The organism is Roseovarius sp. BRH_c41, from assembly GCF_000961715.1.
Lineage (GTDB): Bacteria > Pseudomonadota > Alphaproteobacteria > Rhodobacterales > Rhodobacteraceae > Roseovarius.
Window position 1 is genome coordinate 30,165 of record NZ_LADY01000007.1, and the last position, 13,096, is coordinate 43,260.

The window sequence follows — 13,096 nt, forward strand, 5'->3', positions numbered from 1 at the left end:
TTCATGGCGACGGGAAAACAGACCACACGGCTGATCATTCAGCTTGGCGATGGCGCAACGCCGACAGAGGCTTTCGCCCATACCTGCGGGGCGAACACGTTTGGGGTCACGCTGACCAACAACCTCGGCGAGAACACGGTTCTGGATTGCACAGATCCTCTGGACCTGCCGGGGTCTATCGTGCGGCACCTTGAGAGCCAAGATACCAGCGTCACCATCAGTGGCATGGTGACAACCGAGGCGTGGCCGACTTGGCGCGCATGGGCGGACGGCGGCACCGAGAAGAACATCAAGGTTCTGCTGGACGAAAGCCTTGCCAACAATGGCGGTCACTGGATTCTGCCCGCCTATTTGCAGAGCCTTGAACTTAGCAAGGAAAGCTCGGGCAAGGTGACATTCTCGGCCACCATCGCGGGTGCCGGTCAACGCACCTGGACGGCGGCTGCATCCTGATGGTTGACGTGATTACAGAATGGGCCGGGAAAGAGCGTCTTTTCCGGCTCAGTTTTGGTGGCGTTCTGGACCTTGAACAGGCGACGGGCAGCGGCGTGGGTGAGATATTCCTGCGCGTTGCCGGTGGCCGGTTCGGGGTCAAGGATGTTTACCACACCATCCGCCTCGGCCTGATCGGCGGCGGTTTGGGCATCCTCGATGCAAAGCGGATCATGGACGCGCATTTCGACACGCGCCCCTATCTGGAAAACAGCGCCTTGGCGGGGCAAATCCTTTCGGACCTGATGACTGGGATCGAGCCGGTCGAAGATGAGGGCGGCAAGGGCGATCACGCCCCGCACAAGTTCTCTGAGGTCAGCCAGATTTGCCGCACATTCAACCTCTCGCCGCTTGAGCTACGCGAGATGCGCTATGCGGATTTCGTGAACATGGTGCGCGGCTTCAATGCTGTTAGCGACCGCAAGGCACCGCACCTGACCGAAGAAGAATTCATCGACATTCTCAACCGATATGAACCCGAGGCAGTGAAGTAATGGCCCAAAGCGTCGAGGACTCCCTGATTGTTCGCATGGAAGCGAGCCTGCGCAAGTTCGAGCGCCAGATGGAAGGTGGGCGCGTGGCGGCGGTCAAGGCCGCCAAGGGGTCTGAGGCTGCATGGAACCGTGCTGGAACGCAGATACAGGCCAACGCCAACCGGGCCACAACTGGCATTGCCCGCATGACGCAGGTGTCAGGGGCGGGCCGGTTTGTCTTGACCAATACCGCCAACCAGATCGGTGACATTGCGGTGCAGCTTGAAAGCGGCACCAACGCTTTCCGGGTGGCTGGGCAGCAGCTTCCGCAAATTCTGGGCGGCTTCGGGGCATTGGGTGGCACGCTTGGCATTCTGGCCCCGCTCTTGGGCACGGTTGCCGCCATCGGCTTGCCTATCGCTGGCATGCTCTATGCCATGGGCGATGAGGCCGACAAGGCGGACCCCAAACTCAAGACCTTTGCTGACCGCATTGATGACACAGCGGCGGCGATTAAGCGCGCTCAGGCAGCGGCAGAATTGGCGAGCACTGGCGGGCTGGAAAGTCTAGGGGATCGCTTTGGTGAGATCACCGAGGATGTCAGAGTGCTTGCGCTTGAATTGTTCCAGATGGAGGAACGTGCCGCGCGGCTCAAGATAGGGCAAATCCTTGATGAGGTTTCAGGCAGTATCGAAAAGGCGGCAGGCTCGGTGGGTGCGGTCGATCTGGCACTTTCGCAGGTCGGCACAGAGGCGGCGCGGGAACAGATCGCGCTGTTGCTCGAGCAGATTGCCGAAATCGAACAGCGCCGCGACGCTGGTCTCTTTATCGACCAGTCCGAAATCAACCTCCTAGCGCAGATGCGCGAGGAACTGGCGGCGCTGCAAGGCGACATGGCGAACCTTGGATCATTGGCAGATGATGTGCGCCTGCCGTCCGACCTGCTGGCGGGGCTGGCAGAGGCGCAGGCCCAATTTGCGGCTGCCAAAGACGCAGCCGATTTTGAAGCAGTGGCGGATCAGTTACGACGTATCAAAGACGCCATGCGGGAGATGGGCGACACCTTCTCACAACAAGTCATAGATAGGGTGATACAGGCAGAGATCGTGTCCCGCGAAATGGCCAAAACCATTGAAGATGGCCGACAGGCTGCGGAGGATCTGGCAAATGTTGATATCGCAGGCGGAATCAGCGGTGCAGTATCCGAGGCGGTGCGGCTTGCGCAGGCTCTCGGTGTTTCGCTGGACACTGCCCGCAAGATTGCCGCGTTAGGGCCGCAGGGGCAGACAAACCCGGTCGGTCGCGGGCGTGGCGGCGATCCGCGTGACTTTGGCGGCTCTGCGTTCGATATACAGAACGCGGAAGGCACCGAATTTCTGGCGAACTACAAACCGCCCAAGGCCGCGCGTGGTCGCTCTGGTGGCGGATCAAAGAAAGATGATGAACCCTTCTTCGCGGATGCGGAAAAGCAGATCACGGCGCTGAATCGTCAGATTGAGATGATCGGCAAGACCAACCGCGAAATCACCGAGATGACCGCGCGTTACAAGCTGCTCGATGAGGCCAAGAAGCGCGGCCTCGATCTCGACAAGGAACAGATCGGGACAGGTGAAACGCTGCGCCAAGAGATCGACCGGCAGGCCGAAACCATCGGCAAGCTGACCGAGGCAAAGGAAGAGGCTGCGCAGAAGGCGCAAGAGGTTGCTCGCCTCAATCAGCAGATGAAGGATGCGTTCCTGAATGCCGCGATTGAAGGTGAGGGGCTGACCGGCATCTTGGAGGGTCTTGCAAAGTCTCTGGCGCGGGCTGCACTGGAGGCGGCGTTCTTCAAGACTGGTCCTTTGAGCGGCGGCGGCGGGATTCTTGGCGGTCTATTCAGCGGCCTGTTTCCGAACGCGAATGGCAACGCCTTCTCTGGTGGCCGTGTGACGCCCTTCGCAACAGGTGGTATTGTAAATGGCCCCACTCTTTTCCCCATGCGAGGCGGCCCCGGCCTGATGGGTGAAGCCGGGCCGGAGGCGATCATGCCCTTGACCCGGATCGGCGGCAAGCTGGGCGTGCGAGCAGATGGCGGCGGTGGCACAGCAACGCTGCGCATCATCGCCCCAGAGGGCTTTGAGGTGGATTTTGACGGCAAGATGACGGGTATCGCTGTCGAAGTGACTAAGGCGGGACTTCAGCAATTCGCCAAGAATACGATGCCTGGCTTGGTCCAAAAGATCAACAAAGACCCCCGGAGGCTCGGCTGATGCCCTTGGCTTTCCCCCTTGTCCTAGCCGAGTTCCAAGAGCGCCTGAAAATCTCGGTCTCGCAGCTCGTGATCAACACGCCCATGCAGATCGACCGCACGGCCAGCGGTGTGCCGTTGCCCGCGCAGCTTGGCGAGCCGGTCTGGCGTGGGGCGTTTTCCCTGCCGCCGACGAATGATGCCAACAACGCCGCACGGATTGATGCGCTTTTGTCCGTGCTGGACACACCGGGCGCGTCGTTCCTTGTTTACAATCCGCGCAAGACCCACCCGGCAGATGACCCCACCGGGTCGATCCTTGGCGCGGCCACGCCTGTGATCTCGGCTCTTGACGGCGCTGATTTCCGCATGCTGTCCCTATCCGGCCTGCCTGCGAGCTACCAATTGCGCGGCGGTGATCTGATCGGCTGGCAGTATGGCTCAAGCCCCACGCGCTATGCGCTGCACCGGCTTGTGAGCGACGTGCAGGCCAATGGCTCGGGCGTCACAGCGTCGTTCCAAGTCACGCCACCGATTCAGCCCGGTGTCACCACCAGCACGCCTGTGACGCTGATCAAGCCCGTCATCAAGGCGCGGCTTGAGCCAAACCCCGGTTACGGCGTGCAGCGGCCTGTCGTGTCCGAAGGACCGCAGTTTTCATTCGTGCAGATCGTGGGGGCATAATGCGGGATTACGGCACAGCCACCGAGTCGATGCTGGCAAGCCTGTCGGGCGTCATATCGCGACATCTGGTTTGGTTGCAGGCCCGGCGCCGGTCAACGGGGCTGATCGAGGCGGTGGGCTTTTGGAATGGCCTCGACGTGCGCCAGTTCACCATCGGCGAGACCGCGCGCAGCTATCAGGGCGCAGGGTCGATCCTTGGCCTTGATCCGATCCGGGGCGAGGTCGGGTTGAACGTGCGGATGCACACGATCCGGTTTTCCGGCATCCCGGCTGCGGTGGTCAATCTGGTCAATCTCTATGAACTGCGCGGACGACCCGTCGAAGTGCATCGCGTGTTTTTCGATCCTGTCAAGGCGGTGCAGGTGGGCGTCCCGGTGCGCGTCATCAAGGGCTGGGTCGAGGAAATGCCGCTGCCACGCGCCGCAGTGGGGCAGTCGGTGGATGTCACCATGACGGTGGCCAGTGCCGCCCGTGCCCTGACCCGCACCTTGGCGCTCAAGAAATCCGATTCCGCGCAACGCCGGATCAACGCTGCCGACCGTGGCCGCGAATATGCCGCCACCTCTGGCGCCGTGCCGGTGTTCTGGGGGGCAGGCAAGTCGCAGAACGGCACCCCGCCGCCCACGACAACAAAGCCCGCCACGCCCACGGCAGATGAGCGCGCAGGCGGTGGCGGCACAGGCAACGGGGATAATCGCGGATGAACCGGGCGCAGATGCTTATCGACTATCTCGACACGGTGCGCGTCAAGCGGTTTCGCCCCGGCTCTCACGACTGCGGCATGTATGTTGCCGGGTGGGTCAAGGCCTGCACTGGTGTCGATCATGGCAAGCGGTGGCGGGGCCGCTATCGCAGCATGGATGGTCTGGCGCGCGTGATGGCGGAGGATGGCTTTGTGAGCCACGTCGACTACATCGCGAGCCTATTCCAAGAGATCCCGCCAGCCATGGCGCAGGTGGGTGATCTGGCCGTGTGCGAGAGCAGCGCCATGGGCATCTTTGCCAGCGACCGCGTGTTCGTGCTGCGCCCCGACGGGCTGGGGCATATTTCCCGACTGAAAGCGCTGAGGGCCTTCAAGGTATGATCCTGTTTTTCGCGATCCTTGCGGCGCTCATCGCAGCGCCCAGCGGAGCTATGGCCGAGCCGATCTCGACCGCCATTGCCGTGGCTCTGGCCGCGTCGAGCGCCGGGGCTGGCACCTTTGCCGCGATTGCAGCCGGGTTCGGTGCGCTCGGGGCATTTGCGACACAGATCATCGTGGGCGCGGGCCTGTCGCTCTTGGGACAGATTTTCGCGAAGAAGCCCAAGGTCAATGGGCAGGGCATCCAGACTGAGCAGACCACGACTGGCGACGTGACACCGCAGAAATTTATCGTGGGCACCTACGCGGTCGAGGGGCACGCGGTTGCGCCTGCCTACTCCCGGTTCAAGAACAACGGCATCCTGACCTATATCCTTGAGATCTCGAATATCCCCGTCACCGGCCTGACCGGGCGGATCATCATCAACGGCAAATACTCGGACATCGAAGCGCCGGACAATAGCGCCGGGCCGTTCAATGAGGTGCCGGTCAATTCCGGGCGGCGCATCCTGACCGAGTTCCGTCAGGATGATACCGACCCGACCGCGTGGCTGTGGTTCTACGATGGCACGCAGACCGAGGCCGATCCAACGCTTGTGACCTATTACGGCAGCAATGTTGACCGGCCTTGGACCACGGATCATGTCTTAAACGGCACTGCCTATGCGGTTCTGGAGTTCGCGCTTGATCCTGAGATTTATCAGGGCCTGCCCTCGGTTCGCTTCGAGGTTGAAGGCATCAAGCTCTACGACCCCCGCAAGGATACGACCGTTGGCGGCTCTGGCGCGCATCGCTGGAATGATCCGGCGACGTGGGAATTCAGCGAGAACCCGCAGGTGATCAATTACAACATCCTGCGCGGGATCACCCTGCCCACGGGCGACATCTGGGGCGGCAAGGTGGCGGCGGAGGATTTGCCGCTGGATAACTGGTTCGCCGCGATGAACGAGTGCGACGTGCTGATCGGCACGCGCAAGCAATACGTGGCCGGGTTCGAGATCAACGTCGAGGAAATGGAGCCCGCAGACGTCATCGAAGAAATGAACCGCGCCAGCTTTGCACAGATGGCTGAGTTCGGCGGCGTTTTCCGGGTGCGCGTGGGAGCGCCCTCGGCCCCGGTGCTGGCCCTCACGGATGCGGATTTCGTGATCACGGAATCCTCGACGCTCACGCCGTTCCCCGCATTCGAGAACGTGACCAATGGCATCACCGGCACCTATGTCGAGCCAAACGACATCTGGGAAGGCCGTGAGGCCGATCTGATCCTGAATGAGGATTGGGTAGCAGAGGATGGCGCACAGCGGGTTTCGAGCGTCGGCCTGCCGGCGGTGAGCGTCAAGGCGCAGGCGCAGCATCTGCTGAATTCGCTGCTTCTGGATGCGCGCCGGTTCGTCACGTTCCAAGTGACCTTGCCGCCCTCGTTTGCTCTGGTCGAACCGCTGGATTCGATCAGCTTCAGCTCGGAGATTTACGGCTACACCAACAAGACCTTTGAGGTCATCGAGGTCGAGGACCGCACCGACACGCTCTTGCAGGTTGTGGTGATGCGCGAGCGCGAGGCAGGCGATACCGATTGGGGGCCTGAACTGGACGTGCCAGCACCCCTGCCGACCAACGGCCAAACGCCGCCCGCACCGCTTGTCGTGCCGCTCTCGGTGGCTGCGTTCGATCTGTCAGACGCCACTGGGGCTGCGCGCCGCCCGGCGATCCTGCTGACCTGGACGATTGAAAGCCTGCCCGCGATCCGTAACCTGAAATATCAGGTGCGCGTGAAGGCCACGCAGGAGATCGTCGCAGAGGGCATCAAGCCGGTCGACGGGGGCCGCGTGCTGGTGCGGGGCGACATCATCGCCGCGACGGAATACGAGGTCCGCGCCCGTTATGTGGCCGACAGCCCGACCGCGTGGACGCCGTGGCTGAGTGTGACCACGCCGGATTTGCGGTTGACGCAGGCTGACTTAGCCGACGCCCTGCGCGACCAGATCGACACGGCCTTTGACCGGCATGATGCTGTGCTTGGCGATGCGAACATGCCGCGCTCTGTCTCGGACTTGTTCAACCGTGTGGGTGAGGGTGCCGATGAGGTTGCCGAGGGACTGCTGCGCGGTTTCCTCGATGGGCAGGCGGTGCGCGAAACAACGGCATTTGGGCGGCGCGAGATTTCCACGCAGGTCGTGGACGGTCTGAGCGCCGAGGCGAGCGAGCGGCTTGTTCTCGCCTCTAAGGTCGATCAGAACGCCGCCGTGATCACACAGGTGGCTGCAACCCGTGTGACAGCCGAGGGCGCGGTGGCGGCGGTCAATCAGCAGATCGTCGCCAGCTATGGCAGCGTCACGGCGCTGGCAGAGTCCACGGCCTTTGCTGAGGCCACGCTGGATGGGATCACGAGCGGCTTTGTCTGGTCGCTTGGCGGCGATGACGTGCTGTCGCTTGTGCGTGTGGACGATGGCGAGACAGGGCCTGTGACGACCGCCCGGATCAAGGGCGATTACATCAAACTGGATGGCACTGTCGAAGTTTCCGGCGACTTTGTTCTTGATGGTGATCTGATCCTTGGCGGCTCGATTGTCACAGACAAGATCGAAGCAGATGCAACAGGGGCAATTAGCGCCACAACGCTTGGTTCAGATTTTCTGATCACCAGTACTTCTGCCTTTCAAGATGTTCTGACTTTGACGGCAGCGCACAGCAATCTGCCGAGTGAGCGACACATGATCCTGAACGTCAGATTTCAGGCGGGGTCACTCAGCCCAGATGATCTGGGCGCTGACGTGGAGTATCGCATACTTCGGAACGGGGTGCAGATGGAAGACACGCTTGTCTACCGTCAACGCGTTGAGTTGGGCAAAAGGCAACTGCTCGACAGCATGGTTTTCAAGAACCGCACGACGCCGGGGGCATCCGCGACAACCTACAAATTGCAGGCACGTTACTGGTTTCACCCCGGTGGTCTTAAGGGCGTGCTCGTTTTGCCGGGAACGCAGCTTTTCGCGGAGGAAAAAGCAATTGCCACATTCAGTTGATACAGAGCGAGGAACACCATGAGCATCTGGTATCGCACCGGAACGATCAGCATCACGAGCGGCAGCGCCGCACTGACGGGCAGCGGCACGGCATGGCTGGCCAACGCCGCGCCGGGCATGATGGTGGTGCGCAATGGCGTGATCGTCGGCGAGGTGCTGACGGTCAACAGCAACACCTCGATCACGCTGGCGGTCGCCTATACCGGCACGACGATCAGCGGCGGCAGCTACGCCATCGCCAATCTCGGGGCCGTGCGCGCCGGGCTGATCGCGGCCTTCAACGATGTGATGTCGGTATTTGCTGCAGCACAGGCCGGGCCGCTGTCTGGCCGGTTTGGCGATGGCACGCTGGCAGAGCCGGGCATGGCTTTTCTGGCCGATCTAAACACCGGGTTCCGTCGCCCGGCCGCGGACCAGATCGGCATGGTCACGGGCGGTGTGCAGCGGGCGCTCCTGTCGAGCGCGGGCCTCAACGCGATCACAAACCTGCTGCTCAACGGGTCACAGGTCTTTGCGCGCTCGAATATCCTTGGGACGGTCACTCAGTCCGCAGGTGTGCCGACCGGCGCGCTGATCGAAAGCGTGTTTGTCGGCGGCAATGGCGAATACACCAGGTTCGCCAACGGCACGCAGATCTGTGCGACGACAGTTGCCACCTCGGATGCGGGTGAAGTCGCATGGACCTATCCGGCTGAATTCGCCGTCACCCCGCGCGTGGCGGCTGTGACCACCGGCGGTGGTTCCGTGGCCTTTGCTCGGGCGTCGAGCGTCACCACAACAACGCTGAATATGAGCACCTTTTTGACCACCAATGCGCGCGTGTCCAGCTTTGCAAACATCGTTGCCGTTGGCCGCTGGTTCTAAGGAGAGACCCGATGCACATCACTCTGATCCCGCAGCGCCGCACCACCCCCCTGACGGTCACGCGCACCGGCGACATTCTGACACTCAACGGTGAGACCTTCGATTTCTCGCCCCTGCCAGACGGGGCCACGCTGCCACGCGAGGCGATTGCGAGCAATTGGTTCGCCGGTCCTGTCGAGCGGATCGAGGGCGTGCTGCACCTGTCGCTGATCGTGCCGTTCGGTTCATCTGCGCCACCGCAGACGATTAACCCCGCGCCCCTCACGCTGACCCTCAACGGCGCTGTGACCCTTCCGCCCTATGATCTGGAGATCCCCGATGCAGATTGATTTCACCCAAGCGATCACTGCCGAGGCAAAGGCACAGGCGGAGGGTGAGGCCCGCGCCGCTGGTGTCAATTCAGAGCGCGACCGGCGTGTTGTGGCCGGGGCGACGTTCACCATTGCGGGCCTTGGCGACGTTCGTTCCTTGGGCCGCGACGTGGACAAGACCAATCTGCAAGCTCTCGGGTTTGCTGCGAGCCTGCGGATCGCGGGCGGGGACGTGACCACGATCACGCAATTCCGGGATGCAGATGACGTGATCCACGACATGACGCCGCCGCAGGTGCTGAGCCTCTGGTCGCAGGCGTCAGCCTATGTCTCGGCGGTGTTCCAGGCGTCGTGGGCAATCAAAGATGATCCCGCAGGCATCCGCGCCGACTACACGGCGGATGAATATTGGCCGTAAGGCCCAACGAAACGAGCAGATAAGAGGGGCGTTGGCATGACCGACCCGAGCGGAATCGATAAATTGGTGGTCATGCTGGCCAGCGTAGCAACGTGGCTGTCCGGCGAGGTGGGCCGGGTGCTCTTGGCCGGTGCCTCGGGCGGGCTGGTGCGATGGCTGGTGCAGGAAAAGCGCCGGCTGCGCGACGGGGTGATCGCCGTTGTGGCGGGTGCGCCCTCTGCGTTTTATCTCGGCCCCGCGGTTCCCGGTCTCATGGAGTTCGCGGGCATGCGCGTGGCGGACAGCCCGAATATGACGCAGACGTTCGGGTTTCTGGCAGGCCTTGGTGGCATGTCTCTGGCCAAGGCCCTGATCGGGCTGATCGAGGCGCGGGTTACGTCTGGTTCGGAGGAGCAAAGATGACCAACCGGCGCAAGAGCAAGCTCAAGCAGCATGCGCGCGAAGAGGTCAAGGCTTGGGTAATCGGGGTGTGCCTCGCATTTGCCCTCTACGCGGTTCTGAATTTCATCTGAGAGGATATCCAATGACTGATCTGGTCTTTGTGTGGGCAGCCTTCTGGCTGGCCCAAATCGCAGACGTGTCCACTACGAAGGCGGCACTGCGCGAGGGGCATGTCGAGGCCAATCCAATAATCGCCCGCCTGATGGGCATCACCGGCCATTGGTGGGCGATCAAGCTGCTGGCAGGCGTTGTCGTGGGCGCGTTCCTGACGTGGCTCGGGCAGGGCGCGTGGGTGCTGGCCTTGGCCGTGCTGACGGGCGGGATCGCGGCGAACAACTGGCGCATCGTGCGCAAGGGGCGGAGGGACCGGGAATGATCCCCTTTGACACTCTCACATGGCACTACACCGCGACCTTTGACGATCAGGATATTGGCGTTTCCGAGATCCGCGACATGCACCTTGCGCGCGGTTTCAGCGACATCGGCTATCACGGCGTCCTGCGCCTCTCGGGCGTGCGGGAATGGGGCAGACCCATGACGAAGACCGGCGCGCATGTGCGCAATCACAATACGCGCAATCTTGGTTTCGTTGCGGTCGGAGGCTTGCGGCACGAAAGCGGGCCCAACGTGGGAATCGACACCCGAACCCGCGAACAGATCGCCGCACAGATCGAGCTGACGCGGTGGGCGCTTGAGACCTATCCGACCATCAAGCACGTGATCGGGCACCGCGATCAGGTGGCCACCCAATGCCCCGGCTATGACGTGGCGCAATGGTGGGCGGGCGTGACCGGCGGTCGCGTTCCTGTGGCCCGTCTGGTGCCCTCTGATGCCCCTGCGGTGTCCTATGCCCTCACGAAGCGTGGATCGACCGGCAGGACGGTCCGCACGCTGCAAGACGCACTCAACGGGCTGGGTCATGGGGCAGGGGCTGTGGATGGTGTGTTCGGCCCTGCCACCGAGCGTGCCGTGCGTGAATTCCAGATCGCCAACGGCTTGCCCGCTGATGGTCTGGTCGGACCTGCGACGTGGGCGCAGCTGCTCAAGGCGGGGCGCTCATAGAAATTCCGAAATTGGCATGAGCCATTCGCCCACCCGAGCGTCAACGGGCATATCGAAAGGACAGGACACAATGTCTGGAAAAATCAGGGGGCGGTTCACGCTCCAGAAGATCGAGCAATTCCCGGCTCATAGTGATGACGCATGTCTTTGCAACGTCGAGTTTTCCGCCGTCACGTCAGGCAAAGCGGACTGTGAAACGTGGTCGAAATACACGCCAAACGGAAAGCTGGAAATGACGATCACCAACCCTGCGGCCATGAAGTGTCTGGCGGTTGGGAAGGATTACTACGTCGACCTTGAACCGGTTGAATGACCGACAAGGGGCGGCTTCGGTCGCCCCACTTACATTGGAGATCCTGAAATGTCTGCCTTGATATATCTGACGTGGGTCGTGATCGGCTGGATCGTGCTTGGTGCGCTTTACCTGATCGGCTTCACCGGCTGGTGGATGATGGCCCTCACCATCATTCTTGCGGCGATCACTGGCGTGTCCATTTTCATCGTCCTGATCGTGGCTGAGGGCATGAAGCGGTGACCTGGCTCACCATCGCCCCGCTCCTGCGCCGATACGGCCCCACGGTGCTGCTGATCCTCGTCGTGGGCATCGGGGGCCGGATGCTCTGGGGCCACGTCTGGCAACGCGGCTGGGATGCCCGTGACGCAGCCTTGGCCGCAGAGACCGCCGCCCGCCAAGCCCGCCTCGATGATCTCGCCGCCGATCTGCGCGCCCGTGAGGTGGCGCTCGAGCGCGCCGCGCAAGACCGCGCCACACTTGAAAGGATGCTCAGTGATGAAGCCTCTGACGATCCTCTTAGCAATGATCCCGGCCTTGGCCTTGACAGCTTGCGACGGCTCAACCGGGTCCGGTGATCCCGGAGCGCTGCGCCTGCCGCCTCTGTCGCCCGCTCTGGTGAAGCCCTGCGCCGGGCCGGGGGAGATACCGCTCCGCCTCGACCAGCGCACACAGGAGGCCGCGTGGCGGCGCGACCGCATCAACCTCGCACAGTGCCGCGACCGGCACGGGGCACTGACGTCATGGGCTGCCGGAATCGCGCCCGCAATCACAGGAGAGTGACCATGATCCGCGCCCTTGCTCTATGCCTCATGTTGGCATCCCCTGCCGCCGCTCAACAGGTCCAGTGCGGCCCGGTGCCCTACATCATGGCATCATTGATGGGTCGCTATGGCGAGGCCGTTGTTGACGAACACACAGACGCGCGGCGCGGTGCGATCTGGCAGATGTGGGCCAACGATACGACCGGGTCATGGACACTCACAGCTACGCTGGGAATCACCACCTGCATCGCTGCGGCGGGGCAGGGCTATGACGGCCAAACCGTGCTCGACCTGATCGGCGACACACCCGCCTGACTTTACCTACAAACCCATAACCACGATAATAGGAGATCACAACATGGCCTTTATCTCTGACACCGTTCTCGATGCCGCATTGCAGGTTATCCGCGATGCGGTGACGCCTATCCTGCATCTGTGCTCATCTGAGCCTGCCAACTTTGCGGGGGTGGCTGCGGTCACGCTTGGCAACAAAGCGGCCCCTACGGTTGGCGCGCAGGCCAATGGCGCTGTGAGCGGGCGCAGCGTATCTATCGCGACCTTTACCGATGGCACGATTACCGCTACCGGCACCGCGACCCATTGGGCGTTTGTCGATGCGAACAGCAGCGCCTTGCTTTTCACCGTGGCTGTGCCAGCATCGCAGGCTGTGACCAGCGGCAACCCTCTTTCAATGACATCGGCGCTTGTCGTCAATATCCCTGATCCCGCCTGATGAATCGCGACGGCTATGGGGATAACGGCGGCCCGGTGCTGGATGGCGTCCGCGCTATCCATGCCTGGAATGCCGCTCTCATGGCCGCAATCGACCTGCTTGAAAAGTATGAGCGTCCGAATATCAGCCTGAAAACGCTGAGTTCAAACACGTTTCAAGCGGGACAAATGGACCTCGCGGCCTCTCTCAAGCGCGATCTCCGCGCTCTCACGCTATGACCGCAGAAAGGGT

At 62.2% G+C, this 13,096-nt stretch carries 19 protein-coding genes; all 19 read left to right on the forward strand.

What is annotated here, in order from left to right; all coding sequences use genetic code 11:
- Positions 1-3: 3 nt before the first annotated feature.
- The 19 genes from VR71_RS02185 (at position 4) to VR71_RS02270 (ending at position 13,083) form a co-directional block, all read left to right on the forward strand.
- Positions 4-453, forward strand: coding sequence for a phage tail tube protein (locus VR71_RS02185; protein ID WP_045680804.1), 450 nt, complete (start codon positions 4-6; stop codon positions 451-453).
- Positions 453-986, forward strand: a complete 534-nt coding sequence (locus tag VR71_RS24515) for a gene transfer agent family protein (protein WP_296429716.1) — start codon at positions 453-455, stop codon at positions 984-986. The genes VR71_RS02185 and VR71_RS24515 overlap by 1 nt, the downstream gene beginning before the upstream one ends.
- Positions 986-3,214 carry a hypothetical protein gene (locus VR71_RS24520; protein ID WP_296429717.1) on the forward strand — a complete coding sequence of 743 codons (2,229 nt, stop codon included), beginning with the start codon at positions 986-988 and terminating at the stop codon, positions 3,212-3,214. Before VR71_RS24515 ends, VR71_RS24520 begins: the two co-directional genes overlap by 1 nt.
- Positions 3,214-3,876: a hypothetical protein gene (locus tag VR71_RS02200; RefSeq protein WP_045680805.1), complete on the forward strand. Its 663-nt coding sequence runs from the start codon at positions 3,214-3,216 to the stop codon at positions 3,874-3,876. The genes VR71_RS24520 and VR71_RS02200 overlap by 1 nt, the downstream gene beginning before the upstream one ends.
- Positions 3,876-4,580 carry a hypothetical protein gene (locus VR71_RS02205; protein WP_045680807.1) on the forward strand — a complete coding sequence of 235 codons (705 nt, stop codon included), beginning with the start codon at positions 3,876-3,878 and terminating at the stop codon, positions 4,578-4,580. The genes VR71_RS02200 and VR71_RS02205 overlap by 1 nt, the downstream gene beginning before the upstream one ends.
- Complete coding sequence (locus VR71_RS02210; RefSeq protein WP_296429719.1) at positions 4,577-4,960, forward strand: hypothetical protein; 384 nt, start codon at positions 4,577-4,579, stop codon at positions 4,958-4,960. The genes VR71_RS02205 and VR71_RS02210 overlap by 4 nt, the downstream gene beginning before the upstream one ends.
- Complete coding sequence (locus tag VR71_RS02215; protein ID WP_045680809.1) at positions 4,957-7,980, forward strand: phage tail protein; 3,024 nt, start codon at positions 4,957-4,959, stop codon at positions 7,978-7,980. Before VR71_RS02210 ends, VR71_RS02215 begins: the two co-directional genes overlap by 4 nt.
- An 18-nt stretch (positions 7,981-7,998) precedes the next feature.
- Positions 7,999-8,844 carry a hypothetical protein gene (locus VR71_RS24525; RefSeq protein ID WP_296429720.1) on the forward strand — a complete coding sequence of 282 codons (846 nt, stop codon included), beginning with the start codon at positions 7,999-8,001 and terminating at the stop codon, positions 8,842-8,844.
- Between the two features lie 11 nt (positions 8,845-8,855).
- Positions 8,856-9,173: a hypothetical protein gene (locus VR71_RS02225; RefSeq protein ID WP_045680812.1), complete on the forward strand. Its 318-nt coding sequence runs from the start codon at positions 8,856-8,858 to the stop codon at positions 9,171-9,173.
- Positions 9,163-9,573, forward strand: a complete 411-nt coding sequence (locus VR71_RS02230; RefSeq protein WP_296429721.1) for a DUF4376 domain-containing protein — start codon at positions 9,163-9,165, stop codon at positions 9,571-9,573. The genes VR71_RS02225 and VR71_RS02230 overlap by 11 nt, the downstream gene beginning before the upstream one ends.
- Before the next feature lie 36 nt (positions 9,574-9,609).
- Entirely contained in the window at positions 9,610-9,975 is a 366-nt protein-coding gene (locus VR71_RS02235; RefSeq protein ID WP_045680814.1) for a hypothetical protein, read from the forward strand.
- 121 nt (positions 9,976-10,096) lie between these two features.
- Positions 10,097-10,390 carry a DUF5658 family protein gene (locus VR71_RS02240; protein ID WP_045680816.1) on the forward strand — a complete coding sequence of 98 codons (294 nt, stop codon included), beginning with the start codon at positions 10,097-10,099 and terminating at the stop codon, positions 10,388-10,390.
- Positions 10,387-11,076: a peptidoglycan-binding domain-containing protein gene (locus VR71_RS24530; RefSeq protein WP_296429723.1), complete on the forward strand. Its 690-nt coding sequence runs from the start codon at positions 10,387-10,389 to the stop codon at positions 11,074-11,076. The genes VR71_RS02240 and VR71_RS24530 overlap by 4 nt, the downstream gene beginning before the upstream one ends.
- A 70-nt stretch (positions 11,077-11,146) precedes the next feature.
- On the forward strand, positions 11,147-11,389 hold the full coding sequence (locus tag VR71_RS02250; RefSeq protein WP_045680819.1) for a hypothetical protein: 243 nt from the start codon (positions 11,147-11,149) through the stop codon (positions 11,387-11,389).
- A 48-nt stretch (positions 11,390-11,437) separates the two neighbouring features.
- Positions 11,438-11,611: a hypothetical protein gene (locus tag VR71_RS24535; protein WP_296429739.1), complete on the forward strand. Its 174-nt coding sequence runs from the start codon at positions 11,438-11,440 to the stop codon at positions 11,609-11,611.
- A complete protein-coding gene (locus VR71_RS02255) occupies positions 11,608-11,946 on the forward strand; it encodes a hypothetical protein (RefSeq protein WP_045680821.1) in 339 nt (112 codons plus the stop codon). The genes VR71_RS24535 and VR71_RS02255 overlap by 4 nt, the downstream gene beginning before the upstream one ends.
- A 207-nt stretch (positions 11,947-12,153) precedes the next feature.
- Positions 12,154-12,447: a hypothetical protein gene (locus VR71_RS02260; protein WP_296429741.1), complete on the forward strand. Its 294-nt coding sequence runs from the start codon at positions 12,154-12,156 to the stop codon at positions 12,445-12,447.
- A 43-nt stretch (positions 12,448-12,490) separates the two neighbouring features.
- Positions 12,491-12,865 (forward strand): hypothetical protein, encoded by a 375-nt coding sequence (locus VR71_RS02265; protein WP_045680825.1) that lies wholly within the window; start codon positions 12,491-12,493, stop codon positions 12,863-12,865.
- Positions 12,865-13,083, forward strand: a complete 219-nt coding sequence (locus VR71_RS02270) for a hypothetical protein (protein WP_045680828.1) — start codon at positions 12,865-12,867, stop codon at positions 13,081-13,083. Before VR71_RS02265 ends, VR71_RS02270 begins: the two co-directional genes overlap by 1 nt.
- The last annotated feature ends 13 nt before the right edge of the window (positions 13,084-13,096 follow it).

Bases quoted from the DNA above. Each gene is read 5' to 3' on its own strand.
- VR71_RS02210 (WP_296429719.1), top strand. From the start codon at position 4,577: ATGAACCGGGCGCAGATGCTTATCGACTATCTCGACACGGTGCGCGTC.
- VR71_RS02230 (WP_296429721.1), top strand. From the start codon at position 9,163: ATGCAGATTGATTTCACCCAAGCGATCACTGCCGAGGCAAAGGCACAG.
- VR71_RS02270 (WP_045680828.1), top strand. From the start codon at position 12,865: ATGAATCGCGACGGCTATGGGGATAACGGCGGCCCGGTGCTGGATGGC.
- VR71_RS02250 (WP_045680819.1), top strand. From the start codon at position 11,147: ATGTCTGGAAAAATCAGGGGGCGGTTCACGCTCCAGAAGATCGAGCAA.
- VR71_RS02205 (WP_045680807.1), top strand. From the start codon at position 3,876: ATGCGGGATTACGGCACAGCCACCGAGTCGATGCTGGCAAGCCTGTCG.
- VR71_RS02240 (WP_045680816.1), top strand. From the start codon at position 10,097: ATGACTGATCTGGTCTTTGTGTGGGCAGCCTTCTGGCTGGCCCAAATC.
- VR71_RS24530 (WP_296429723.1), top strand. From the start codon at position 10,387: ATGATCCCCTTTGACACTCTCACATGGCACTACACCGCGACCTTTGAC.
- VR71_RS24535 (WP_296429739.1), top strand. From the start codon at position 11,438: ATGTCTGCCTTGATATATCTGACGTGGGTCGTGATCGGCTGGATCGTG.
- VR71_RS02235 (WP_045680814.1), top strand. From the start codon at position 9,610: ATGACCGACCCGAGCGGAATCGATAAATTGGTGGTCATGCTGGCCAGC.
- VR71_RS02215 (WP_045680809.1), top strand. From the start codon at position 4,957: ATGATCCTGTTTTTCGCGATCCTTGCGGCGCTCATCGCAGCGCCCAGC.
- VR71_RS02225 (WP_045680812.1), top strand. From the start codon at position 8,856: ATGCACATCACTCTGATCCCGCAGCGCCGCACCACCCCCCTGACGGTC.
- VR71_RS24520 (WP_296429717.1), top strand. From the start codon at position 986: ATGGCCCAAAGCGTCGAGGACTCCCTGATTGTTCGCATGGAAGCGAGC.
- VR71_RS02185 (WP_045680804.1), top strand. From the start codon at position 4: ATGGCGACGGGAAAACAGACCACACGGCTGATCATTCAGCTTGGCGAT.
- VR71_RS24515 (WP_296429716.1), top strand. From the start codon at position 453: ATGGTTGACGTGATTACAGAATGGGCCGGGAAAGAGCGTCTTTTCCGG.
- VR71_RS24525 (WP_296429720.1), top strand. From the start codon at position 7,999: ATGAGCATCTGGTATCGCACCGGAACGATCAGCATCACGAGCGGCAGC.
- VR71_RS02265 (WP_045680825.1), top strand. From the start codon at position 12,491: ATGGCCTTTATCTCTGACACCGTTCTCGATGCCGCATTGCAGGTTATC.
- VR71_RS02200 (WP_045680805.1), top strand. From the start codon at position 3,214: ATGCCCTTGGCTTTCCCCCTTGTCCTAGCCGAGTTCCAAGAGCGCCTG.
- VR71_RS02260 (WP_296429741.1), top strand. From the start codon at position 12,154: ATGATCCGCGCCCTTGCTCTATGCCTCATGTTGGCATCCCCTGCCGCC.